Here is a 23,346-nt window from a genome sequence, read left to right on the forward strand (position 1 = left end):
GGCCCTACTCGGTCTCGATGCCCGCGAACAGGTCGGACTCGGGCAAGCTGGGGTCGATGCCCGCGAACAGGTCGGACTCGGGCAAGCTGGGGTCGATGCCCGCGAACAGGTCGGACTCGGGCAGGTCGGTGTCCACCAGGCTGCGGGCCAGTATGTAGTCCTCCCAGGGATAGGCATCGGCCATGTGGTGATCGGGCAGGCCGAACCAGAACTTGGAGTCGGGGTCCACCTGCGTGCGGTGAGCCAGCAGGGCCTTGGAGCGGCGATCGAAGTAGTCAGCGCAGTTGATGCGGGTGGTGATGGCATCGTCGTTGGAGGGTCGGCTGAACCAGCGCTCGTCGTAGGGTGACTCCAGGTTCAGCTCGCCGAACTTGGCGTGCAGGGCACTGATGCGGTTCCGGGACCAGGTCACGTAGTACATCTTCAGCACCTGCCACGGTTCGCCGCCACCGGGACAGGCATCGGGGTCGGCAGCCGCCTCGAGGGCCGGAGCGCTGATCTCGGCCACCCGGAGATGGTCGGGATGCCGGTAGCCCTGCTGATCCTCGCCATAGGTGACCACCACATGGGGGCGCTCCGCCCGAATGATGGCCGCCAGGCGGTCCACGGCCTCCGGCAGGGGGGCTTGGGCGAAGCAGGCGGGATCGGAGTTGGTGTCGCTGCCTTCCATCCCCGAATCCAGGTATCCCAGCCAATGCACCCGGTGGTAGCCCAGAACGGCGGCCGCTTCGGCCAACTCGTCCCGGCGGACTTGATGCAGGTTGTCCCGGACCTCGGGACGATCCATGGCCGGGTTCAAGATGTCGCCCTGCTCGCCCCCGGTGCAGCACACCAGCGAGGCCACCACTCCCCGGTCGGTGTACATGGCCACCGATGCCGATCCCTTGGACGACTCATCGTCGGGATGGGCGTGAACGGTGAGAAGTCGGCGGGAGCCAGTCATCGCCCGCCCAGGCTACCGCCCACCCGGCTCCACCAAGAACCCGTAAACCCCCAACCAGCCGCCCACCCGGCTCCACCAAGAACCCGTAAACCCCTAAGCAGCGGTAATCCCCAACCCGCCGTAACCCCCAACCGACGGCGCGGATTAGGCTTTGGGGATGCCCAGCGCAGAATTCGAAGCGGTGCGAGCCATGCTGGCAGCCGCGCCCGCACCCGATCCCTCGGAGACCCCGGCCCAGCGCCGGGCCCGGTTGGATGCCAACTCTTCAGCCACCCCGCTGGCCGAGGGGGTTACCAAGCAGATGATCGAGATGCCCGGTGTCCCCGGTGCCGCCTGGTTCCGGCCCGAAACGGAGGATCCCGAGAGCTTGCCGGTGCTGCTTTTCTTCCACGGCGGCGGCTACCGGGTGGGGTCCATCATCTCGCACCAGGGCTACGGATCGCATCTGGCCTCGCTGATCCCGGCCCGGGTGCTGCTGATCGACTACCGGCTGGCCCCGGAGCACCCCTTTCCCGCCGCGGTGGACGACAGCCTGACCGCCTACCGCGGGCTGCTGGACCTCGGGATCGACCCGGCTCGCATCGCGCTCATCGGGGACTCCGCCGGGGGTGGGCTGGTGGGAGCGGTCCTGCTGGGGGTTCGTGACCGGGGGTGGCCGCAGCCCGGCGCGGGGGTATGCATATCGCCGTGGGTGGATCTGACCAACTCATCGACGAGCCACACCGAACGAGACGAGTTGGACGTGATGTTCTCCCACCAGGACTCGGTAACCGCAGCCAGTTGGTATCTCGGCGATCACGACCCCCGGGACCCGTTGGCCTCGCCGCTGTTCGGCAACTGGGAGGGGATGCCCCCGATGTTGATCCACGCCGGTGACCACGAGGTGCTGCTGGACGATGCGGTGGCGTTCGCCGCCGTGCTGGAGGCCGCCGGGGTGGAGGTGGATCACCGTATCTGGCCGGGGATGATCCACGACTTTCAGATCATGTACCCCAATTTCCCCGAAGCGGTGGAGGCCACGGAAGCCATCGCGGCCTTCGTGCGGCGCACGGTGGGGTAAATCGGTTGGGGCTCCCGGGCGGGGTCGATGACCGGGCGGATCAGCGCCCCGGAATCGGAGGGCTCAGGCCGATTCCCGCTCGGTGCGGTGCCGCCTGAGGCCAATGACCGGGGTGGAGGGAGCAAAACCCGCCTCCGCCCGCTCTATCTCCGACTCGCCGCCCCAGAACCCGAGCTCGCGCTGGTCGCGGGCCCATTTGCGGCAGGCCCGGATCACGTCGCATTCAACGCAAATGCGCCGGGCGGCGTTCTCCCGTCGCTCGCGAGCCGACGGGCGCTCGCCAGCCGGGGGGAAGAACAACTCGCTCCTCCCCTTGCAGTTCGCATTTTCCATCCACCAAGGACGAGGCTCCATTGCCATCTCCAACCATCGCCTCCCGTCCGAGTCCGGGGGCTTTATTCATTTGCTTACTTGTCCCACAAGCAAAACACCGGCCACAGGCCCGGTGCCCCTCTTGCTTTACATATAGAAAGTTAGACGCTCGAACCGCGATCGTCACGATACCCTATATGAATAGTTTTGATAAATCTATCTCTAAAAGTGATAGTAGCTCTAAAAGTGATAGCAGGGCAAGCAGCGGTCACCAGGTGGGGTTGGTGAGGACACCGCCGTCGACCACCAGATCGACACCGGTGATCCACCGGGCCAGATCGGAACAGAGGAACACGCAGGCATCCCCGATGTCCTCGGGGGTTCCCAGCCGACCCAGGGGAACCGCCGCCAGCCAGCGCTGCACCCCCTCGGGCCAGCCTTCCGCCAGACCAGGCCGGTGGATCAACCCCGGCGACACCGAGTTGACCCTGATCCCATGGGGACCCCAGGCCAGGGCGGCGGCTCTGGCGTGCATCACCAGTCCGGCCTTGGCCGTGGCGTAGTGGCCGTGGACCGGGGTGGGGTGCCGGGCCTCGATGGAGGCAATGTGAACGATGGCACCGCCGGTTGTTGAATCACGCATGGCCGAGGCGGCGGCCTGGGTCATCCGGTGGGCGGCGGTAAGGTTGGTGTCGATCATCTCGATCCACTGCCGGTCGTCCAGATCGGTGAACGGGACCACCGGCTGCATGCCGGCGTTGTTGACCAGGGCATCCAGCCTCCCATGATGCTCCAGGGCGGCCTCGACCACTGTTGCGGGACCGTCCTCGGTGGTCAGATCGGCCCGCACCTCGGTGACCCCTCCCCCGTCCGGGCCGGCGAGACCTTCTACCGGCGACGACCGGGTGTGAGCCACCACCGATGCCCCCGCCTGCGCCATGCGCCGGACGATGCCCCCGCCGATCCCGCCACCGGCACCGGTGACCACCACGACCCGACCGGTTAGATCGAGCAACTCGGTGGGTGGATGCAACCCGGTCACGGGCAACCCTGATCCCAATGAAGCGAGCGCAAACCGGTCACGGGCGTACCAGGGCGGCAATGTCGGTGGCCACCGAGGGGTACTGGCCAATCAGCCGGCCAGCGTCACCGAGTTCAAAGCCGCCATGATGGTAGGGCGGAGCCATCGTGGTTCCCACCAGCGACCACTCACCCCGGGTGGAGGCCCCCATCCAGGTGCGAGCCGGGACCACCACGCAGGGCCGCTCCCCACCGGCGAGGTCGTCGCCCAGAACCGGCTTATCCACCGATCCGTCCGGCCCCAGAAGGAGCATCTGCACCGCGGCCCCGGCGTAGTGGTGCCACAGCTCCGGCCCGTCCAAGCGATGCAGGGCCGAGAAATCCCCCGGCTGGAGCAGGAAGAAGATGGCGGTGCTGTTCTCGTCCCGCCACACCTCCCGCCACATTCCCCCCTCCTCGGGCAACACCTTCAACCCCAGCAGGGCCACCACATCATCTCCCGCCAGACCATCCCCGCTGCTCACTACCTGGACCCTACCCTTGCAGCCCTCTTGCTGCTTCGTAAGTGAAACACTCCTTACTGGCCCGCAATCTAAGTAAAGCGATTGCGGGATTGCTTTACTTAGCTCGGCTCCAAGTAAAGTGTGTTTTCCTTGGAGCCGGGCTAAGTAAAGTAATTGACAGTTTGCTTTACTTACTGTGGGCACGGCCAGAACATCAACTCGTTGCCGATAGGTAGGTAGGTTCATGACCCCCGAAGCGTTCCCTTCCTCGGATAGAGGCACAGTGGAAAGGGAGAGGGAGGGTTTCTGGGCGTTCAACCCCAAGCCGTTGCCCCGCAACTACCGCATCCCGCAGGAATTGGCCGCGAAGCTGGATGAGGCCACCGGCACGGTGCATCGCCTCGGGGGTGTGGGCCTGCTGCTGCCCAACCCCCACCTTCTGATCGGACCGCACCTGAGGATCGAGGCGGTCCTGAGTTCTCGCATCGAGGGGACCCGCACCGAGATCACCCAACTGCTACGAGCCGAAGCGGGTGAGACCCAACCAGCAGCGGAAGCAGCGGAAGCTCAAGAGGTGCGCAACCACGTCGTGGCGATGGAGCACGGCATCGCCCGCATCCGGGGTGGCTTCCCGATTTCGATCCGGCTCTTTCGGGAGATGCACCAACACTTGCTCCGTGGAGTACGCGGCCACCACCGTGATCCTGGAGAGCTGCGCAGGAGCCCGGTATGGATCGGGGGCGAGAACCTCAACGAGGCCGTCTTCGTGCCACCACCGCCCGAAAAAATGCGCCAGGCCCTTAACGACCTGGAGCGGTTCCTCCACGAGCAAGACCTGCCGCTGCTGGTTCAGCTAGCCATGGCTCACTACCAGTTCGAGGTGATCCACCCGTTCCTGGATGGCAACGGTCGGATCGGCAGGCTGCTTATTCCGTTGATGCTGCTGGAGCGGGAGGTACTTCCCCAACCGCTGCTCTACCTGTCGGCGTTCTTCGAGCAGCATCGGTCCCAGTACTACGACCACCTGCTGCGAACGAGCCAGCACGGTGACATGGCTCCCTGGATACGGTTCTTTCTGGAGGGGGTAAGCCGCCAGGCCCGCGATGCCGAGAAGCGCACCATCCGCCTGGTGGAACTCCAACAACGGATGCGCGACGCCCTGCTCGAGGAGGGTAAGTCGGGTTCTGTCCTGCGGCTGGTGGAGTTGCTGTTTGTAGCACCGCTGCTCAGCGCCCCGATGGCGGCTTCCCGGCTCGGGGTGTCTTCGCCCACCGCATACAAGGCCATCAGGGAACTGGAGGAGCGTGGCGACCTTCGGGAGGTCACGGGACGCCAACGACACCGCCTTTACGAGGCACCCCGGATCTTCCAAGCCGTGTACGGCCCCGTTGACGCGGGAAGCGAAACCAACTAGCGGGATCAGGGCTCCATAACCCCAATACCTCCAGCGTAATCAGGGCTCCAGAACCACCTTGATGGCGCCGGAGGAACGGTCGGCGGCGGTGGCGAAGGCATCGGCGGGGGTGTCGAGGGGGAAGCGGTGGGTGATGATGGCGGCGGGCAGCTCGGGGAGCTGGGCGAGGGCCGCGGCCGCGACATCCACGTCGCGAGCAGGACCCCTGCGGCCGTACATGGAGGATGGGACAACGGTGATCTCCTTCATGCTGAGGTCCATGCCGGGCAGCTCGACCCCTCCCCAGTAGGTGCCGAGGATGATGATCGTGCCCCCGGGGCGGCATCTTTTGGCGGCATCAGCCAGCGCCGAGGCGGTGCCGGCGGCCTCCACCACGATGTCGTAGGGCTGGTCGGTCGGAGCGACGGCCCCCAACCGCTCGGCGGCCTCCTTCTGGGCATCGTGACGAGCCGACATGGCGGTCTCGCAACCGGCCAGGCGGGCCACGGCCAGCGCGGTCTGACCGACGGTGCCGCCGCCGATGACCGCCACCCGCATGTCGCCCCGCAACCCGGCCATGGCGAAGCCGTGCACCGCAATTCCCAGCGGCTCCACCAGGCAGGCATCCCGGGCATCCACTCCTGCGGGCAAGGGGACCACCGCTTCGGGCCATATGAGCACCTCGTCGGCCATGCCCCCGTCGCGGGAGATACCGGCAATGTCGGTAAGGGTTGCGGGGCAACGGTTGTAGTCACCGGCCCGGCACAGCTCGCAGGTGCCGCAGCCGTGGATGGGCTCGATCGCCACCGGTCGGCCATCCTCCAGCCAGCCGGCGAACTCGTGACCGATGGTGAAAGTGTCGAGCATCCCGAGTTCGATCATGTGCAGGTCGGAACCGCACACCCCCGCGGAGGCGACCTTGATTCTCACCCCCTCGCCCCGGGGAATGTCCACCTCCACAACCGTGGGGCGACCATCAACGCATCGCACTGCTCTCATGGAAAAGTCCTTTCTACCCGCACCCATCTTCACAGGCCCTTGGGGCGGGTACCTATGATTTGATCGGCCTCCAATCGGGCGATCTCATCAGGCGACAGACCCAGTTCGGTCAGGATCTCGTGATTGTGCCGGCCCAGGGTGGGCGACGGGGAGGTGATCCAGCGATCCACCGAGGCGAACCGGTAGGGCATGCCCGGAACGGGGTGGGTACCCACCACCGGGTGCTCCACCGTCTCGAACAGGCCCCGGTGGACGAACTGGGGGTGCTCGCTCTGAAGGCGGGGATCCCAGGCGGGGGCGGCGGGCACGCCCGCGCTCACCAACCGGGTCACCGCATCCTCCAGATCGTGCTCGGCGGCCCAGGCCGAAAGCCCGGCATCGAGAGCGTCGTGGCCCTCCCGGCGGCCGGCATCGGTGGCGTACTCCGGCCGGTCGGCCCATTCGGGCGCACCCAGCACCTCCACCAGCGCCCGCCACTGCTCGTCGGTGGCGACGGCCAGCGCCAGCCACCGCTCATGCGACTGCTCATGGCTCCGGCAGGGGTACAAACCCTGAGGAGCGGCATACGGACCCCGGTTGCCGGCCCGCTGCATCACGTTGCCGTAGGCGGTGTACTCCACGATCTGCTCGGCCGAGCAGTTCAGCGCGGCCTCGACCATGGTGGACTCCACGAACACCCCCCGGCCGGTGCGCTCCCGTACCGCCAACCCCAGAAGCAGGGCATAAGCGCCGTGCATCCCGGCAATGGGGTCGCACGGGCCCCGCATGATGCGGGGCTGGTCGTAGGAGTGGCCGGTGACCCAGGCCATTCCGGTGAGCTGCTCCATGGTCTGGGCGAACCCCACCCGCTCCCGCCACGGCCCGCTCAGCCCGAACGCGGGCATCCGCATGAACACCAACCGAGGGTTGCGGGCCGATATGGCCTCCCAGCTCAGACCCCACTTCTCGGTAACCCGGGGGGAGAAGTTCTCCACCACCGCGTCGGCCCCATCAATGAGCCGCCACAGCAGGTTCAGGCCGGCCTCGGTGTCCAGGTCGAGGGTCAGGCCCCGCTTGTTGGAGTTGACGGCCACGTACATCGACCCCCACTCCCACCAGTCCTCGGTACCGAACATGAACCCGGTCATGCGCATCCCGTCGGGGTGACCGGTGGACTCGATATGGATGACATCGGCTCCCAGCATGGCCAGGGTGCCGGTGGCCGACGGGCCGGCCCACCAGCTCGTGAGATCCACCACCCGGATACCGGCCAGCGGCCGCTCGGGACCACCATCGGGGGCGCGGCCCGAAAGTAATGGCTCGGGACCACCATCGGGGGCGCGGCCCGAAAGTAATGGCTCGGGACCACCATCGGGATCGCGGCCCGAAAGTAATGGCTCGGGACCACCATCGGGATCGCGGGCCAAAGGCGGAGGCTCGGGGCGGGGGCGGGGCGGCACCGAAGCGGTGTGCTCACCCAGCCTGGGGGCGGGCGAGGCCGGGCGAGGCTCACCGGCATCGTTCATCAGGTAGGGAGGTCGGGGCTGGAGGAAGCCTCCGGGGTTGGGCACGAAAACCCCCCGGGCTGCGAACTGCTCGTTGTCGAGCACGGTGCAGCCGTCGTTGACCTCGGCCACCGGTACCCGCAGCTCGGAAGCCGCCTCAATGATCTGGGCCACGGTGTGGCGGGATGTCCACGGGTGAACCATGGAGTTCCACTCGTCGAGGCGGCTGGCCCGAACCCCGATCTGGCTCCACTCGGTGTCGATCAGGTCGGGGCGCTCGATCATCAGCACGAAGCCCTGGTACTGAAGGGCGGTGTTGGTGTTGAACCCCACCCAGCCGTCGGCGGCGGGCTCGATGGACGGTGCCTCCACCGACCGGGCCACCCGGTCGAAGTCGTGGCCGCCACCCCGCATGGAGTGGGCCAGATCACTGAACGTGGTGGCGGCAATGCCAATCACATCGGCCACCGCCAGGTCGATGTACTCGCCGTGCCCGGTGCGCCGGGCCCGCAGCAGGCACGACAGGACGGCGGGACCGGCGTAGGCCCCGGCCGTCCAGTCGGCGATCCCCCCGCCGGCGTGGATCGGGGGCTGATCGGGGCGACCCCGGCAGGCGATGGCCCCGCTCTGGGCCTGCACGGTGTACTCGGTGAACGGGTGGGATGCCAGCGGTCCGTCCTGCCCGTAGGGCGTTACCGACAGGACCACCAGGTGGGGATGCCGCTTGGCCCAAGCCCGGCCCGTACCCCGCCCGGCGGGAAACGACTCCACCACCACGTCGGCGGTGGCCACCAGCTCCTCTACCTCGGGATCACCGGGGTGGCCGAGGATGCCTCGCTTGGAGGCGTTGAGAAACTGGAACAGCGCGCTGTCGCCCTCGAAGCCGGCCCGGGTGGCCGACCAGCGGCGCACCGGATCGCCCTCCCCGCTCTCCACCTTCACTACCTCGGCCCCGGCATCGGCCAGCAGCTTGGCTGCGTAAGGGCCGGCCACGCCGGTTGAGAAGTCCATCACCCGGATGCCGTCCAACATCGACCCCTGCTGGTGCATGCCGGCGCTCCCGTTCCCCCCACCCGACCGATCCCGGACCTCTGCGATCATTCGTAACCCTCCCCCACCCGATCATGCCCCATCATTCGTAACCCTCCCCCACCCGATCATGCTTGATCATGATGAACCATGATGGGCTAGCTGGCTTTTGTCTCGGCTATCTTGTCCCATCAGCGGTTTCAATACACTTCTCATGCTTGTCAACCGCCGGCAACCGGCCCGATAAGGGGCACCACCGGGAAACAAAGGGGATACCACCATGAAGCTCAGTGAAGTCAACCTGCTCGACCCCGACCGCTTCGTGCGCCAGGAACACCACGAGATGTTCAAGGTGCTTCGGGAGCAGGCCCCGGTAATGCTCCATCAAGACCCCAACGGTACGGCCTTCTGGAACGTGGTCAAGCACGCCGACCTGGTGGACGTGAACCGTGACACCGAGGCCTTCTCCTCCGAGACCGGCGGCATATCCATACCCGACCCGGACAGCCCGAACCGGAACAGCGAGATGGACACCCGGGGGGTGATGATGCTCACCACCGACCCGCCCAAGCACACCCGCTACCGGCGGCTGGTCAGCAAGGGCTTCACCCCCCGCATGATCGGGCTGATCGAGAAGTATCTGCGGCACCGAGCCATCCTGATCGTGGACAACGTGATCGAGAGGGGCGAGGCCGACTTCGTGGTGGATCTGGCCTCCGAGCTGCCCCTCCAGGCCATTGCCGAGATAATGGGGGTGCCCCAGGAGGACCGCATGATGCTGTTCGAATGGTCCAACCGGCTGATCGGCATCGACGACCCCGAGTACAACGCCGATAAGTCCGACGGCTCGGCGGCGGCCATGGAGCTGTACGCCTACACCAACCGGTTGGCCAAGGACCGGGCGGCCAACCCCCGCGACGACATCGTCACCAAGCTCATCAACGCCGAGATCGACGGTGACCGGCTGAGCGAGCTGGAGTTCGACATGTTCATGCTCCTGCTCACCGTGGCCGGCAACGAGACCACCCGCAACGCCACTGCCCACGGGATGCTGGCGCTGATGGACCATCCCGAGCAGTTCGAGATGGTCAGGAACTCCCCCGACGGGGTGACCGACACCCACATCGACGAGATACTCCGGTGGGCCACCCCGGTGCTGCACTTCCGGCGCACCGCCACCAGGGATGCCGAAATCCGGGGTCGGCACATCGACAGCGGCGACAAGGTGGTGATGTGGCACATCTCGGCCAACCGGGACGAGGAGGTCTTCGACGACCCGTTCACCTTCGACGTCAACCGCACCCCCAACGATCACATTGCCTTCGGCGGCGGCGGGGCCCACTACTGCCTGGGGGCCAACCTGGCCAAGATGGAGTTGCGGCTGATCTTCCAGGAGATCGTGGACCGGATGCCCGACATCCACCGGGTGGGTGAACCGGAGTGGTTGCGCTCAAACTTCATCGGAGGGATGAAACACCTTCCGGTGGCCTGGACCCCGGGCCGGCGGGTCAACCCCGGCTCAGCGCCGAAGGAGAACCTGTCAACGCTGGTTTGATCCAGTATCCAGCAATGGAATGATAATGATGCCCGCGATGTCCACCTCCATCCCGACTACCCGCTAGGAGCCCCCCATGCCTCTCGACCCCACCGCTGCCGGCACTCGGAGCGCCCCGAACACATCGAGCTGGCGCTCGAAGGATGCCCTTCTCTATGCGCTGGGGGTAGGTGCCGGCGTGTCCGACCCCACCGGGTTCGAGCTGGAGTTCACCACCGAGAACACCAAGGGGGTCGAGCAGAAGGCCCTGCCCACCATGTGCGTGGTGCTGGGGGGCGGCCTGGGGGGTCCCGACAGCCCGCTGGCCAGGATCGGCACGTACAACCCGGCCATGCTGGTTCACGGCGAGCAGGGGTTCACCCTGCACAAGCCGCTCCCGGTGGAAGCCACGATCAGCTCGGTGAGCCGTATCGCCGGCATATACGACAAGGGCAAGGCCGCCCTCGTGGTGACCGAGACCGAAGCCACCGACACCGCCGACAACCAGCTTCTGTTCACCACCACCAGCGCGCTCTTCATCCGCGGCGAGGGTGGTTGGGGCGGTGACCGGGGACCGGCCGGCCCCCAGAAGGTGCCCGAGCGGGAGGCCGACCATGTGGTTACCTACACCACCCGCCCCGACCAGGCGCTGCTGTACCGGCTCAACGGCGACCGCAACCCGCTGCACTCCGACCCGTCATTCGCGGCCGCCGGGGGGTTCGACACCCCGATCCTGCACGGCCTGTGCACCTACGGCTTCACCGGTAGGGCGCTGCTGCACACCCTGTGCGCCGGCGATCCGGCCCGTTTCCGAGCCATGCACGGCCGGTTCTCATCGCCGGTACTACCGGGCGAAACCCTCGACATCCACATCTGGCACGGGGACAGCGGCACCGCCCAGTTCCAAACCCGAGTAGGAGACCGGGTAGTACTCGACACCGGAACCGCCACCTATCATTAGCTAGCTACTCACTAGGTGGCTACTCGCCGAAGGCGGCGGCGATGTGCTGATCAACCAGGGATGTCAGGGGAAGATCGATGCCCAATTCCTGGCCCAGGGTCAGCGCACCACCGAGGTCCTTGTGGGCCACCTGAACGAAGCTGCCCCCCAGGGCCGGGGGTGGGTGGTTGATGGGTCGGGTGAAGATGCCCATGTGAGGGCCGATGTTGCGGTCGGAATGGTTCACTATGGCGGCGAACGCCCTCAAGTCCACCCCCGAGGCCGCCGCCAAGGATATGGCCTCCTGGGCCACCACCATCTCGGCGTAGCTGATGAGGTTGCGGGCCAGCTTGGCCCGCAGGCCCGCACCCAGGGGGCCGACATTGACCACCAGAGCCCCGTAGCGCTCCAGGTGGGGGCGACCCCGTTCGGTATGGGCATCGTCACCCCCGCAGATCACCACCAGATCCCGGTTCCGGGCCCCGCCAGCACCGCCGGTGACCGGGGCATCGATCACCACCACCCCCATCTCGGCGGCCTCGGCAGCCAGCTCGATCACGGTGGCGGGCAGAACGGTGGAGTGGATGGCCACCAGCGCTCCCGACTCGGCCGCTCCGGCGATCACCCCGCCGTCGCCCCGGCACACCCGGCGCACCTGGTCATCGTCGATCACCACCACCGCTACCAGATCCACCCGGCGGGCCAGTTCCCCCACCGATCCGGCCGGCGTACCGCCCAATTCGGTGAACCGCTCCATGGCCGCCCCGGAGACGTCGTAGCCCATCACGGTGACGTCGTCGTCCCACCGGCCGGTGAGCACCCCCTCGGCAATGGCCCCACCCATGTTTCCCAAACCGATTATTCCCAACCGGGTCATGGCTGCTCCCCTTTCCTCTCCAGCCAAGTCATGGCTGCTCCCCTTTCCTTCCCAACCGGGTCATAGAGGCTCCCTTATTCGTCCCCAACCGGGTCATAGAGGCTCCCTTTCTTTCGTCGAGCTTGGTGGGCGAGCCGGTCAGCGGTCGCCGATGGCATAGAAGCTGCCACCACGGGCCCCCACGTACATGACACCGTCCCATACCGCCGCGGTGGACTCCACACAGCCGTTCAGCGACACCCGCCACAGCTCGGGGGGATCGGCCCCGGGATCGGAGATGTCGTAGCCCCGGATCACCCCGGCGCAGTCGGCCTGGATCAACACGTCGCCGATCACCACCGGCGATGCCCACACCGGCCCGGCCATCCGCTTGGACCACACCACCTCGCCGGTGTCACGGCGGAGCCCGTACAGGAAACCGGCGTTGGTGGGCACGTACACCATCTGCCGGGTCAGTGCCGGAGTGGCCCATACCCCGTCGGGCAAGGCGTTGCGGATGTCGGTCCCCCACACCAGGGGATCTTCGGCCCCGGGATCCAGCTTGAGGATCTGGCCCAACTCCTGGCTGCGGATCGTCTCCCGCTCGTACTCCACCCCCACGTAGAGGTAGCCCTCGGCATCGGCCACCACGGTGGCGTCCACATCGTCACCGACCCAGTAGCGGAACACCCGCTCGGGTTGCTGCCCGCCGGCCAGCCCGGTGATGTCCCAACCCTGCACCAGGCCGCCGGAGTTGGCGAAGTACAAGGTGTTGCCCACAACGGTTATCCCCGCCTCGATGGACACGTTCCCGTCACCCACCGCGGCCAGCAAATCGTCGTCCCAACCGGGGGCGTTGAACACCAGCTCGGGGTCTACGGTCACCAGGCCGTCGGGGCCGTAACCGCGATTCAGCTTGACGATGTGGAGGTGGCTGTTCTCCCCCCCCTGGAACAGGTAGTCGCCCAGTACCAGGGGGGCACCGTCCCAGTCGTTGTTCCACCTCACCGGGGACACCGCGTAGGCGTTGAGCGACCACAGTTCGACGGGTTCGTCACGGTCGAAGGCGACGATACGGAAATTGTCGTCCCGGGAACCGAAGTAAACCAGGGGATGGCCGTCGGGATCGATGGCGACCGACCCCTTGATCAGGTCGCCCACCACGAAGTCGGGACGCAGGCGCTGCCCGGTGGCGGCATCCAGGAAGTGCACCGCGGGGGCGAACGAGCCCACCACCACCCAGGTGCGCCCCTCCCGCTCGAACACCGCGGGCTGGCCGGTCCAGCCGGTGCCGCACCACAGGGTGACCCCCCCGGACCAGGAGGTGGGCGAGCATAGGTCGCGGTCGGGGGCACCGGTGAACCGCCACAGCTCCTGCGGGGCTCGAGGGGCGGGGCCGGTACCGTAAAAAGTGCGGGTGGGGTTGCCCCGGAAGGTGAGCAGGCCCGCAACCGAACCGTGCGGTTGCCCCACGGTGGCCGGGTCGACCCACCCCGGATAGGGAGTTGCCGCCGGGAGAGGGGCAGGGGTCGGGCTGGCGGTGGGCGGGGGCGGGTCGGCAGTGGGTGCGGGGGTTGATGGGGCCGGGGTGGGTGGGGGCGATGGAGGGGCCGGAACCGAAGATGTGGTGAGCATCGACTCTTCCCCGGCGAAGAACTGCGCATTGAGCACCATCACCCCCGCTCCGACCACAGCAGCCGCTACCGCGATAACCCCCCACACTCTCCAAGACCTCACCGGCAGGTAACCCCCCACACTCTCCAGAACCTCATTTGCAGGTAACCCCCCACACTCTCCAGAACCTCATTTGCACTACCGTAGAGCCATGGCGATCGAGTTCTTGGACCCGAGGGCGGAACCGGCGGAACCGGTAACTCCCTACGGACGGTGGTATGCACCGAGGGGCCGCACCGGAACCCCGGCGATACGACCAGCGGCCAGGGCTGAATATGTCGGTCGGGGCTGGTAGGGTTGATTACATGGGTCGATTTCGCCGCACGTTGGAAACCGCCAAAGCTTCATGGGCAGTCCTGCAACACGATCGGGAGCTGGCGATGCTGCCGGTGATAGGAGCGCTGGCCTCGCTGGCGGTGTTAGGGGTAATCGGCATCCCCATATGGCTGGCCACCGGTGGGATCAACGACGGCGGCAACGGCTCGGGCGGCGAACCCATGCTCTGGATCGGGGGCATCATCATCCTGGTGGCGGTCGCCATCATCACCGTGCTATTCAACGCCGCGGTGGTGTCGGGGGCCCGGGAGCGGTTCAGCGGCGGCGACCCGACCATCTCCAGCGCCATCAAGGGGGCGTTCTCCCGGCTGCACGTGATCGTACCCTGGGCCCTGCTGGCGGTAACCGTGGGAATGATCCTGCGGGCCATCCAGAGTTCCGACAACGCCATCACCCGTTTTCTGGGCAGCCTCCTGGACATGGCCTGGGGGGTGCTCACCTTCCTCGTGGTGCCCATCCTGGTGGTTGAGCAGACCGGTCCCATCAACTCGGTTAAACGTTCGGGCGAACTCCTGCGGCAAACCTGGGGGGAGAACCTCATCGCCCAGGTGGGGTTCGGCCTTATCGGCCTGGTGGCCGCCCTGCCGGGCATTCTCGTAATCGTCATTGGTGCTGCCGCCGGATCGGCCGGGACCGCAATCGGGCTCATCATCGGTATTGCCTGGATCGCTCTGGTATCGGTGGTGATCAGCACGCTCACCGCCATATTCCAGATGGCCCTGTACCTCTATGCCACCACCGGGCAGGTGCCCTCGGGCTTCGAGAGCTCCGGCATCGGCGATGTCTTCCACGAGCGGTCGCAGGGCCGCCTGATGCGAGGCTTCGGTTCCGGAGGCTTCTAGGCAGGTAAGGCAACCACCCATCAGCCGTTGTCCGGGCGGAGAATCGTGTCTCGCATTGAACTCCCGCTGAGCGACCTCCGGGTCATCGACATGGCCGATGTCAAGGGTGAACTGGCCGGGCGGCTGCTGGCCGATCTCGGGGCCGACGTGATCCGGGTCGAGCCCCCCGGCGGGGCCGCATCCCGGTGCCTCCCCCCGTTCGCCCCCGATGGCGAAACCAGCCTGTACTTCGCCTTCCGCAACTTCAACAAGCGGGGCATCACCGTTGACCTCACCACCTCGGACGGTCAGGCCCGGCTCCGGGAGCTGCTGGCCGGGGCCGACGTATGGATCGAGTCGACCAAGCCCGGAACGTTGGCCCCGTTCGGGCTCGACCCCCGGGAGGTGTCGGCCGAGTTCGAGCACCTCCTGGTGCTGTCGATCACCGATTTCGGCCAGGAGGGGCCGTATTCCCGATTCGAGGCCACCGACGAGGTCATCCAGGCTATGAGCGGGCATCTGGCCGCCTCCGGCATCCCCGAGAAGCCGCCGCTGCTCATCCCCGGGGCGTTCGCCTACGACGCCGCCGGGGTGGTCGGAGCGCTGGCGGCAACCATCGGCCTGGTGGCCAGGCAAAGCACCGGGCGAGGCCAGCACCTGGACCTCTCGGCACTGGAAGCGGCCATCCAACTGAACACCTGGCAACTGGCCAACATGCAACCCACCCTGGACGCGGGCCTGGATCCGCCCATTGTCCGGTCGGGTACCACCGTGGTGTACCCGCTGTTCGAGACGGCCGACGGTTTCATAACCATGGTGATCCTGAGCCCCCGCCAGTGGTTCGCGATGTGGGAGTGGATGGGCCGCCCCGAGGCTTTTGCCGACGAGATGTGGGCCCAAACCCTCACCCGGCTGATGAACGGTGACGTGCTCAACCCGGTGATCGCCGAGCACTTCGCGCCCATGACGATGGAGGCGGCCGCCGCCGAGGCTCAGCGCCGGGGGGTGGTGGTCACCCCGATGCTCAAGCCCTCGGACATCCTGGTGAACGAGCACTACGTATCCCGATCAACCTTCGTGCCGGTGGAGGTGGCCCCGGGCACAACCGCGGCCACCGCATCGGGGTTCCTGGAGATCAACCGGCAGCGTCAGGGCTACCGCTTCAAGGCCCCAAAGGTGGGCGAGCACAACAACGAGGTGGCTGCTAAAACAACGGCCCACGACCCAGTACCAGTGGCTGCGACAACAACAGCCCACGACCCGGTACCGGCAGGTACGGCAGCAACAACCCACGACCCGGTACCGGCTGGGGGCGAGCCGGCTCAGCCGCTGGCCGGCATACGGGTGCTGGATTTCGGCCATGGCGGGGTGGGCGTGGAGGGCGGGCGGATGCTGGCCGAGTACGGGGCCGATGTCATCAAGATCGAGACCCGAACCTACCCCGACTTCATGCGACTGGTGACCGGCACCGAGATGACCCCCTCGTTCGCCTCGTCGAGTCGCACCAAGCGCAGCTTCGGGGTCAACTCCAAGATCCCCGAAGGTCTCGCCGTGCTGAAGGAGCTGGTGAAAACGGCCGACATCGTGATCGAGAACAACTCCACCGGAACCATGGATGCCATGGGAGTGGGCTACGAGACGCTGAAGGAGCTGAACCCCGGCGTGTGCATGGCCAGCAGCCAGCTCATGGGCTCCACCGGGGCCTACGCCGACTGGATCGGCTACGGCCCCACCATCCAGACGGTGGGGGGCATCAAGTACCTGTGGAACTTCACCGACGGGGACCCGCCCCCGGGGTCCAACGCCATCCATCCCGACCACCTGGCCGGGCGACTGTGCGCCCTGGGGGCGCTGGCGGGGCTGGTCGGCCGTGAGCGCCGGGGTGAGGGAGCCCACGCCGAGATCAGCCAGGCCGAAGCCCTGGTCAACACGCTGGGCGACCTGTTCATGGCCGAGTCGCTGAGCCCGGGGTCGGTGCAACCGGTGGGCAACGATTCCGAGCGGGGCGCACCCTGGGGGGTGTTCCAGTGCGCCGGCGACCAGCAATGGAGCGTGGTGTGCGGGCGCGACGATTCCGACTGGGCCGCTCTGAAGCAAGCCATGGGCAACCCGGAATGGGCCCAGAACCCAGCCTACGACAGCGCGGCCGGCCGCCGGGCCGCCCGGGAGGCGGTCAACGCCGGAGTGGCCGGGTGGACAGCCACCCTCTCACCGCTCGAAGTGCAGGAGGCCTGCCAGGCGGCCGGGGTGCCCGGCGCGGCCATGCTCACCGCCCTGGACCACCTCACCGACCCCCAACTCACCGAGCGGGGGTTCCTGCTCGAGGTGTTCCAGCCCGGGGCCGGCAACCTGGTGCTGGAGGGGCCCTGCTTCTACGGCAGCGAGATGCCCACTCCCCCGGTCCACGCCGCCCCCCTCCTCGGCGAGCACACCCGCCAGATCTGCCTCCAGGACCTCGGTATGGATCCGGCCGAGGTTGACCGCCTCATCGAGATGGGGGCCTTGGAAATACCCCTTCCCGACACCCCTTCATAAGCCATCTTGATCTTGGTAGACGCCTTATGAGGCTCATGTTGGCGGTGTTGGTAGACGCCTTATGAGGCTCATGTTGGCGGTGTTGATAGATGCCTTATGAGGCTCATGTTGGCGGCGATCAGGTCACCTCGTTCAGCTTGCCCGTGGCGCAGTCGTAGACGAACCCGCGGATGTCGTTCTTGTTGGGGATGAACGGGCTGGCCTGGATGCGGGCGATCGACTGGCGGATGTCATCGTTCAAGTCCGGGAAAGCTTCCAGGGCGAAAGGCGGGCGGATACCCGTGTCCGCAGTGATCGCATCCTTCAGGTCGTCGTCGCGGAAGGTCTGCATGCCGCAGTCCGTGTGATGGATGAGCATGATCGAGACCGTCCCCAACAACCGCTGCGAGATCATGAGGGAACGGATGGCGTCGTCGGTCACGACACCCCCCGCGTTGCGGATCACATGGGCATCCCCCTCGTCGATGCCGAGGATGGCGTGGGGAACCAGGCGGGCATCCATGCACGCCACCACCGCCAGCTTGAGCCTGGGTGGAATCGGCAGGTCGTACCGGTCGAAGCTCGCGGCATAGCTCGCGTTGTTCTCCAGCAAATCGTCTACTAATGCCATCAAAAGCCTCCTGTGCCTTCACCCGATGTTGCCGAGAACCACCTTACCGGCCCCTGGCTCAGGATCAGCCGACGACATCAGCCGATGACGAGCCCCCCGTTGGGGGTGATGGTCTCGCCGGTGACGAAATCGCTCTCGTCGCTGGCCAGGTAGAGGGCGGCGTAAGCGATGTCGTCGGGTACCCCTATGCGACCGGCGGGGGTAATCATCTTGAGCCCCTCGATCATGGCGGCATCCACGCCCTTCACCATCGGCGTGTCGATCACCCCGGGGCACACCGCATTGGCCCGTATCCCGATGGGGGCGCAGAACCGGGCCAGGGCTCGGGTGAACCCCAAAAGGCCGGCCTTGGCGGTGGCGTAGTGAACCGGCCCCCACCCGGCCAGACCGGCGATGGACGACATGTTGACCACCGAACCCTTCTGCCCGGTGTCCAGCAGGCGATTCACCATGGCACGGGTGCAGTAGAAGGCACCGTTCAGGTGGATGTCGAGCATCCTCTGCCAGCCGTCGTCGCTCATCATCGCCACCTGCCGATCACCACCGGTGTTCCCCTCCCCCGAGCCGTCCCCCGGGGTGTGGTCCACTCCGGCGTTGTTCACCAGCACGGTGACCGGACCGAAACGGGTGTCGATGTCGGCGAACATGGCCTCGATGGCCTTGCTGTCGGACACGTCGCAGGCCGCGCTCATGGCCTCGCCCCCGCCGGCCATCGCTTGATCGGAGGTGGCGGCCGCGGCCGCTTCGTCCAGGTCCTGCACCACCACTCGCGCCCCCTCGCCGGCGAACAGGACGCTTATGGCCGTTCCCAGCCCACCCCCACCCCCGGTTATCAGGGCAACCTTGCCGTCCAGCCTTCCCATGAGCGACCTCCAAGTTCTCACCGTCGGCGAGACTCTACCGGGTCAGCGAAACCACCGGCCCGCGAAACCCATAAATCCGGCAAGGAAACGATCGACGGTCAGAAGTACCCATAAATCTGGCAAGGAGACGATCGACGGTCAGAGGTTGGCCAGTGAGGCCACCACCGGGGCGAAGCTGGTGATGGTTTCGGCCAGGCCCTCGGCGGCGGTGGGGCGGGCGGTGGCCGCCAGGTTGAGGCTGGCGCTGGTGAAACCCATGTTGAGCACGGCCGCCAGTTGGTCGGCGCACTCGGCCGGGGTGCCGGCAATGGTGAACGCCTGCACCAGGCGGTTGTCGATCAACCGGTCCAGTTCGGGATCGTCGAACCGGCTGTGGTCGAAGTACCAACCCCGGCTGCGGGCCAGAGCGGCCTCGATGGCGGCCATGCGGTGGGGGCTCACGTCCAACTCGGGAGGGCGGATAAGGGTTAGGTAGTGGGCCGCGTAGCGCTTGACGCTGCGGCGGGCCAGGTCGCCGTCGCTCGAGCAGCACAGGGTGAGGCGGGGGGCGATCTCGAAATCTTCCGGTGCGCGCCCGGCCCGGGCGGAGCCCTCGGCCAGCCAGACCCGGTAGGTGTCGGCCAGGTGGGGTGACAGGTAGCGACCCCCCACCAGGGCAATATCGGCCACTTCTCCGGCCAGGCGCATCACCTGGGGGCTGCGGGTGCCGATGGAGATGGGCACCGGATGAGCGGGGGGACGGGCCAGGCGCTCACCGCCCACCTCTCCACCAGCCAGCAGCGTGCGGATATCGGCTATCGCCCGGCGGAGGGTGGCCACGGGTTTGGGGTAGTCAATGCCCAGCGGTTCCAGGCCCGCGCCCACTCCCAGCCCGCAGAATGCCCGACCGGGGGCGATGTCGTTCAGGGTGGCCAGGGCTCCGGCCAGCACCACGGGGTGACGGGTGTAGGGGTTGGTGACCATGGCCCCCACCGCGATCCGGCTGGTGGCCTGGGCGCACAGGGCCTGGAGCATGAAGCAATCGGGCCAAAAGGCCACATCGGATAGGCCCAGCCGGCTGAAGCCCGCCTCCTCCACCAACCGGGCCAACCCCACCGCATCCGCGGCCGCCATACCGGGACTTATCTCAGCCTCGAGCACGATGTTCATCTGAGCAAAATGTTAATCAGGACACAATCTTCATCAAAGCAAGAAGCGGGGGCCGCTGGTACTTTCAACCGGAAGGACCCGGAAAACCATGAGCACAGCTTTCGGCATCGACAGCGGGGGCCGCTGGTACTTTCAACCGGAAGGACCTGGGAAACCATGAGCACAGCTTTCGGCATCGACATCGGGGGCAGCCGGCAAACCGGAACACGGAGAATACACCCATGAGCACAGCTTTCGGCATCGACATCGGGGGCAGCGGCATGAAGGCCGCGCCGGTTGATACAAGCACCGGCGAGCTGCTCGACGACCGCCTCCGGATCCCAACCCCCGAACCGAGCACGCCCGACCGGGTGTCGGCCGTGCTCAACGAGCTGGTGACATCATTCGGATGGACCGGACCGGTGGGATGCGCCTTCCCCGCCCCCATCACCGGGAGAAGCATAAAGTGGGTGGCTCACCTGCACCATTCCTGGGCCGGGGTGGATGTCGCCGGAATTATGAGCGACCGTATCGGGGCTCCGGTGACGATCATCAACGATGCCGATGCCGCGGGAATCGCCGAGATGACCCACGGAGCCGGGGTGGGGCGGTCGGGAACCGTGTGCTTCACGGCCTTCGGCACCGGGATAGGCAGCGCCATGTTCGTGAACGGCATCCTGGTCCCCAACACCGAGTTCGGCCATCTCCACCTCGACGGGCAGGTACAGGATGTCGAGACGTGGGCATCGGCCAGGGCCCGGGAGCGCGACAACCTGGGCTGGCCGGCGTGGGGGGCCCGGGTGCAGCGCTACCTGGAGCATCTCGAGAAGATCATCTCCCCCAGCCTCTTCATCCTCGGTGGCGGCATCAGCAAGCAGTTCGACGAATGGGGTCCGCTACTGGACATCGAAACCGAGGTGGCCGTCGCCCGGATGCGCAACAACGCGGGCATCGTCGGGGCCGCCATGGTGTCGGTCGGAAAGCACCTCCCCCCTACCGAGACATGAACTCAACCCGGGCGGCTGGTTCCGGGTAAGTTCCCACTCGTCAAGAAGACTGGCCCCGGGTAAGTTCCCACTCGTCAAGAAGACTGGCCCCGGAGATGTTCCCACTCGTCGAGGAGGCTCGAGTCGGTGGTGTGCAGCAGGGTGCGGAGGTCGGTGGTAAGGGTGGCGAGGGGATCGTTGACCGCGGCGGCGGGAACGGTCTGGACCAGGGCCTTGTAACAGTCGGACAGGTAGCGCAGCAGCACGCCCTCGGAGCGTTTGATGCCGTAGCGGGATACGTACTGGTTGAAGGTGTCGCCGTGCTCCATGAGGTCGCGGGCCACCGACTTGGGACTGGGACGGTCGCGGCCCACCCAGGGGTGGTGGCGGGCGAACACAGCGAAGGCGGGCTCGATGAACTCGGCCTCGGGGCGGGGCCAGATGACCTCCGCCAGCCGCTCGAGGCGCTCGTCGTAGGGCACCCGCTCGGCCTTCAACCGGGCCATGAGGTCGTCGCGGGCCTTGTCCCTTTGGGCCAGCAGAACCACGGTGGGATCCTCCAGCACCGACTCCACCACGCTGAGCGCCTGGAGGTGATAGTCGAAGGAGTCGATATCCAGCGCCTCCAGCGCCTCCACCGCGAACAAACCGAGCGGCTGGTTGAGCCGGAACTCATCCTGAAGATCGAGGTTGACCCGCACCGGGCGGCCCCGGGCGTCGGGCGCATCCAGCACCTCCACGATATTGGCTTCGGTCAGCGACCGGAACACGCCCACCGCCCGGCGGATGTGGTCCCGCTGCCGAGAACGGGGCTCGTGGTTGTCGATCAGCAGGCGCTTCATGGCCGTGCAGCCGTCGCCGGAGCGGTCGAGAACGTTGAGCATCATGGCGTGGGTAACCGCGAAGCTCGACTCCAGGGTCTCGGGGCGACCCTGCCACAGCCGGACCAGGGTGTCGCCGTCGTAATGGGCGTAGTTGTGCTCGGGTGGCTTCTTTCTCACCAGCTTGCGCCGCTTGACCGGGTCGGCGGCGGCTCGGGCCTCGATCCGCCGGTTCTCGATCACGTGCTCGGGGGCTTGCACCCACACGCTGCCCTCGGTGTCGAACCCCCGGCGCCCGGCCCGGCCGGCGATCTGCTGGAAGTCCCGCACCGACAGCACCCGGGTACGGCGGCCGTCGTACTTGTAAAGGCGGGTGAACAGCACGGTGCGGATGGGAACGTTGACCCCCACCCCCAGGGTGTCGGTGCCACAGATCAACCGCAGATGCCCCTGTTGAGCCAGCTTCTCCACCAGCAGCCGGTACTTGGGCAAAAGCCCGGCATGATGCACCCCCACCCCGGCCAGCACGAATCGGCGCAAATCCCTGCCGAACGGGGTGTCGAACCGGAAACCCCCAATCGCCTCCTTCACCGCAGCCTTGCCCCCGGCATCCAGCACATCGAGGCTGGTCAGGTTCTGGGCCTGGGCGGTTGCCTCCCGCTGGGTGAAGTGGACGATGTACACGGGTGCCCTGCCGGTGGCCAGCAACTCGGCGATGGACACGTGCAGGGGAGTATCCCGGTACTCGATGTCGAGGGGTACCGGCCGCTGGGCCGAGGCCACCAGGGCAACGGCTCGCCCGGTTCGCCGGCTCAGGTCGTTGCGCAGCGCGGTGGTGTCGCCCAGGGTGGCCGACATCAAAAGGAACTGGGGACGGTTCAATTCGAGAAGCGGCACCTGCCAGGCCCAACCCCGATCCCGGTCGCCGTAGTAGTGGAACTCGTCCATCACCACCAGGTCGGTGTCGGTGTCGCGGCCCGACCGCAGAGCCCTCTGGGCAAGAATCTCGGCGGTGCAGGCGATCACCGGCGCGCCGGCGTTGACCGTGGCGTCGCCGGTGACCATGCCCACCCGCTCGGCACCGAAAGCCGCCACCAACTCGAAGAACTTCTCGCTCACCAGGGCTTTGATCGGCGCGGTGTAGACGGCTCGCCGACCCTGGGCCAGAGCGGCAAACACCCCCGCCATCGCCACCAGCGACTTCCCCGAGCCGGTGGGCGTGGCCAGAACCACGCTGTCTCCCTCCAGCAGCCGTAGCACCGCTTCCTCCTGGTGGGGGTACAGATCCAATCCGGCCGCATCGGCCCAATCGCAGAAAGCCCCGAGCAACTCGTGGGGGTCGCCCGCAGCGGGCATGAAATCACCGAGGCAAGTTGAGGACGGAACCGCTACTGCGGATGGTGCCGGGTCGCCCGCAGCGGGCATGAAATCACCCAGGCAAGGAGGCTCAGGCATGGCAACAACCAGGCTAAAGGGGCCAATTACCCCCGGGGCGACTT

Annotated in this window: 20 protein-coding genes; 8 read left to right on the forward strand and 12 right to left on the reverse strand. The window is 66.8% G+C overall.

All coding sequences use genetic code 11. The annotated features are described in order from the left end of the window. Positions 1-4: 4 nt before the first annotated feature. Positions 5-943, reverse strand: a complete 939-nt coding sequence (gene mca, locus ACOGXC_RS09430; RefSeq protein ID WP_419917944.1) for a mycothiol conjugate amidase Mca — start codon at positions 941-943, stop codon at positions 5-7. 157 nt (positions 944-1,100) lie between these two features. On the opposite strand from mca, the gene ACOGXC_RS09435 reads away from it, so the two are divergent. Next, positions 1,101-2,003 (forward strand): alpha/beta hydrolase, encoded by a 903-nt coding sequence (locus ACOGXC_RS09435; protein ID WP_419917945.1) that lies wholly within the window; start codon positions 1,101-1,103, stop codon positions 2,001-2,003. A 63-nt stretch (positions 2,004-2,066) separates the two neighbouring features. Here the strand turns inward: ACOGXC_RS09435 and ACOGXC_RS09440 are convergent, their stop codons facing one another. The 3 genes from ACOGXC_RS09440 to ACOGXC_RS09450 all read right to left on the reverse strand — a co-directional run bounded on the left by ACOGXC_RS09440 (position 2,067) and on the right by ACOGXC_RS09450 (position 3,859). Next, complete coding sequence (locus ACOGXC_RS09440) at positions 2,067-2,357, reverse strand: WhiB family transcriptional regulator (protein WP_419917946.1); 291 nt, start codon at positions 2,355-2,357, stop codon at positions 2,067-2,069. A 226-nt stretch (positions 2,358-2,583) separates the two neighbouring features. Beyond that, positions 2,584-3,348 (reverse strand): SDR family NAD(P)-dependent oxidoreductase, encoded by a 765-nt coding sequence (locus ACOGXC_RS09445; RefSeq protein ID WP_419920053.1) that lies wholly within the window; start codon positions 3,346-3,348, stop codon positions 2,584-2,586. A 46-nt stretch (positions 3,349-3,394) separates the two neighbouring features. Further along, complete coding sequence (locus ACOGXC_RS09450; RefSeq protein WP_419917947.1) at positions 3,395-3,859, reverse strand: cupin domain-containing protein; 465 nt, start codon at positions 3,857-3,859, stop codon at positions 3,395-3,397. A gap of 262 nt (positions 3,860-4,121) precedes the next feature. Here ACOGXC_RS09450 and ACOGXC_RS09455 point away from each other — a divergent pair, with 262 nt between their 5' ends. Beyond that, a complete protein-coding gene (locus ACOGXC_RS09455) occupies positions 4,122-5,252 on the forward strand; it encodes a Fic family protein (RefSeq protein WP_419917948.1) in 1,131 nt (376 codons plus the stop codon). A gap of 39 nt (positions 5,253-5,291) precedes the next feature. On the opposite strand, the gene ACOGXC_RS09460 is transcribed toward ACOGXC_RS09455, so the two are convergent. Together ACOGXC_RS09460 and ACOGXC_RS09465 are read right to left on the reverse strand one after the other, a co-directional pair. Further along, entirely contained in the window at positions 5,292-6,230 is a 939-nt protein-coding gene (locus ACOGXC_RS09460) for a zinc-dependent alcohol dehydrogenase (protein WP_419917949.1), read from the reverse strand. A 29-nt stretch (positions 6,231-6,259) separates the two neighbouring features. Then, on the reverse strand, positions 6,260-8,815 hold the full coding sequence (locus ACOGXC_RS09465; protein WP_419917950.1) for a CaiB/BaiF CoA transferase family protein: 2,556 nt from the start codon (positions 8,813-8,815) through the stop codon (positions 6,260-6,262). Positions 8,816-9,023: 208 nt separating this feature from the next. On the opposite strand from ACOGXC_RS09465, the gene ACOGXC_RS09470 reads away from it, so the two are divergent. Then, entirely contained in the window at positions 9,024-10,298 is a 1,275-nt protein-coding gene (locus tag ACOGXC_RS09470) for a cytochrome P450 (protein ID WP_419917951.1), read from the forward strand. Positions 10,299-10,374: 76 nt separating this feature from the next. Beyond that, the gene (locus ACOGXC_RS09475) at positions 10,375-11,238 is read left to right on the forward strand and encodes a MaoC/PaaZ C-terminal domain-containing protein (protein WP_419917952.1); all 864 of its coding nucleotides are present in this window, start codon (positions 10,375-10,377) and stop codon (positions 11,236-11,238) included. A gap of 19 nt (positions 11,239-11,257) precedes the next feature. On the opposite strand, the gene ACOGXC_RS09480 is transcribed toward ACOGXC_RS09475, so the two are convergent. Together ACOGXC_RS09480 and ACOGXC_RS09485 are read right to left on the reverse strand one after the other, a co-directional pair. Continuing rightward, positions 11,258-12,094, reverse strand: a complete 837-nt coding sequence (locus ACOGXC_RS09480) for an NAD(P)-dependent oxidoreductase (protein ID WP_419917953.1) — start codon at positions 12,092-12,094, stop codon at positions 11,258-11,260. A gap of 138 nt (positions 12,095-12,232) precedes the next feature. Beyond that, positions 12,233-13,546, reverse strand: coding sequence for a PQQ-binding-like beta-propeller repeat protein (locus tag ACOGXC_RS09485; protein ID WP_419917954.1), 1,314 nt, complete (start codon positions 13,544-13,546; stop codon positions 12,233-12,235). Between the two features lie 88 nt (positions 13,547-13,634). Here ACOGXC_RS09485 and ACOGXC_RS09490 point away from each other — a divergent pair, with 88 nt between their 5' ends. The 3 genes from ACOGXC_RS09490 to ACOGXC_RS09500 all read left to right on the forward strand — a co-directional run bounded on the left by ACOGXC_RS09490 (position 13,635) and on the right by ACOGXC_RS09500 (position 17,439). Continuing rightward, positions 13,635-13,820 carry a hypothetical protein gene (locus tag ACOGXC_RS09490; protein WP_419917955.1) on the forward strand — a complete coding sequence of 62 codons (186 nt, stop codon included), beginning with the start codon at positions 13,635-13,637 and terminating at the stop codon, positions 13,818-13,820. 232 nt (positions 13,821-14,052) lie between these two features. Beyond that, positions 14,053-14,925 (forward strand): DUF6159 family protein, encoded by an 873-nt coding sequence (locus tag ACOGXC_RS09495; RefSeq protein WP_419917956.1) that lies wholly within the window; start codon positions 14,053-14,055, stop codon positions 14,923-14,925. 45 nt (positions 14,926-14,970) lie between these two features. After that, positions 14,971-17,439, forward strand: a complete 2,469-nt coding sequence (locus ACOGXC_RS09500; protein WP_419917957.1) for a CaiB/BaiF CoA transferase family protein — start codon at positions 14,971-14,973, stop codon at positions 17,437-17,439. Between the two features lie 118 nt (positions 17,440-17,557). Here the strand turns inward: ACOGXC_RS09500 and ACOGXC_RS09505 are convergent, their stop codons facing one another. The 3 genes from ACOGXC_RS09505 to ACOGXC_RS09515 all read right to left on the reverse strand — a co-directional run bounded on the left by ACOGXC_RS09505 (position 17,558) and on the right by ACOGXC_RS09515 (position 20,061). Then, positions 17,558-18,049, reverse strand: a complete 492-nt coding sequence (locus ACOGXC_RS09505) for a beta-class carbonic anhydrase (protein ID WP_419917958.1) — start codon at positions 18,047-18,049, stop codon at positions 17,558-17,560. Positions 18,050-18,126: 77 nt separating this feature from the next. Next, positions 18,127-18,933: an SDR family NAD(P)-dependent oxidoreductase gene (locus ACOGXC_RS09510; protein ID WP_419917959.1), complete on the reverse strand. Its 807-nt coding sequence runs from the start codon at positions 18,931-18,933 to the stop codon at positions 18,127-18,129. A 117-nt stretch (positions 18,934-19,050) separates the two neighbouring features. After that, a complete protein-coding gene (locus ACOGXC_RS09515) occupies positions 19,051-20,061 on the reverse strand; it encodes an LLM class flavin-dependent oxidoreductase (RefSeq protein WP_419917960.1) in 1,011 nt (336 codons plus the stop codon). A 221-nt stretch (positions 20,062-20,282) separates the two neighbouring features. Between ACOGXC_RS09515 and ppgK the strand changes: the two genes are divergently transcribed. Further along, the gene (gene ppgK / locus ACOGXC_RS09520; protein WP_419917961.1) at positions 20,283-21,047 is read left to right on the forward strand and encodes a polyphosphate--glucose phosphotransferase; all 765 of its coding nucleotides are present in this window, start codon (positions 20,283-20,285) and stop codon (positions 21,045-21,047) included. A gap of 74 nt (positions 21,048-21,121) precedes the next feature. Here the strand turns inward: ppgK and ACOGXC_RS09525 are convergent, their stop codons facing one another. After that, positions 21,122-23,302 carry a DEAD/DEAH box helicase gene (locus tag ACOGXC_RS09525; protein ID WP_419917962.1) on the reverse strand — a complete coding sequence of 727 codons (2,181 nt, stop codon included), beginning with the start codon at positions 23,300-23,302 and terminating at the stop codon, positions 21,122-21,124. Between the last annotated feature and the right edge of the window lie 44 nt (positions 23,303-23,346).

Source organism: Candidatus Poriferisocius sp. (genome assembly GCF_965202595.1).
Lineage (GTDB): Bacteria > Actinomycetota > Acidimicrobiia > Acidimicrobiales > Bin134 > Poriferisocius.

Coding starts and splice junctions, on each gene's coding strand:
- mca (WP_419917944.1), bottom strand. CDS start 943: ATGACTGGCTCCCGCCGACTTCTCACCGTTCACGCCCATCCCGACGAT.
- ACOGXC_RS09435 (WP_419917945.1), top strand. CDS start 1,101: ATGCCCAGCGCAGAATTCGAAGCGGTGCGAGCCATGCTGGCAGCCGCG.
- ACOGXC_RS09440 (WP_419917946.1), bottom strand. CDS start 2,357: ATGGAGCCTCGTCCTTGGTGGATGGAAAATGCGAACTGCAAGGGGAGG.
- ACOGXC_RS09460 (WP_419917949.1), bottom strand. CDS start 6,230: ATGAGAGCAGTGCGATGCGTTGATGGTCGCCCCACGGTTGTGGAGGTG.
- ACOGXC_RS09465 (WP_419917950.1), bottom strand. CDS start 8,815: ATGATCGCAGAGGTCCGGGATCGGTCGGGTGGGGGGAACGGGAGCGCC.
- ACOGXC_RS09470 (WP_419917951.1), top strand. CDS start 9,024: ATGAAGCTCAGTGAAGTCAACCTGCTCGACCCCGACCGCTTCGTGCGC.
- ACOGXC_RS09475 (WP_419917952.1), top strand. CDS start 10,375: ATGCCTCTCGACCCCACCGCTGCCGGCACTCGGAGCGCCCCGAACACA.
- ACOGXC_RS09480 (WP_419917953.1), bottom strand. CDS start 12,094: ATGACCCGGTTGGGAATAATCGGTTTGGGAAACATGGGTGGGGCCATT.
- ACOGXC_RS09495 (WP_419917956.1), top strand. CDS start 14,053: ATGGGTCGATTTCGCCGCACGTTGGAAACCGCCAAAGCTTCATGGGCA.
- ACOGXC_RS09505 (WP_419917958.1), bottom strand. CDS start 18,049: ATGGCATTAGTAGACGATTTGCTGGAGAACAACGCGAGCTATGCCGCG.
- ACOGXC_RS09515 (WP_419917960.1), bottom strand. CDS start 20,061: ATGAACATCGTGCTCGAGGCTGAGATAAGTCCCGGTATGGCGGCCGCG.
- ppgK (WP_419917961.1), top strand. CDS start 20,283: ATGAGCACAGCTTTCGGCATCGACATCGGGGGCAGCGGCATGAAGGCC.
- ACOGXC_RS09525 (WP_419917962.1), bottom strand. CDS start 23,302: ATGCCTGAGCCTCCTTGCCTGGGTGATTTCATGCCCGCTGCGGGCGAC.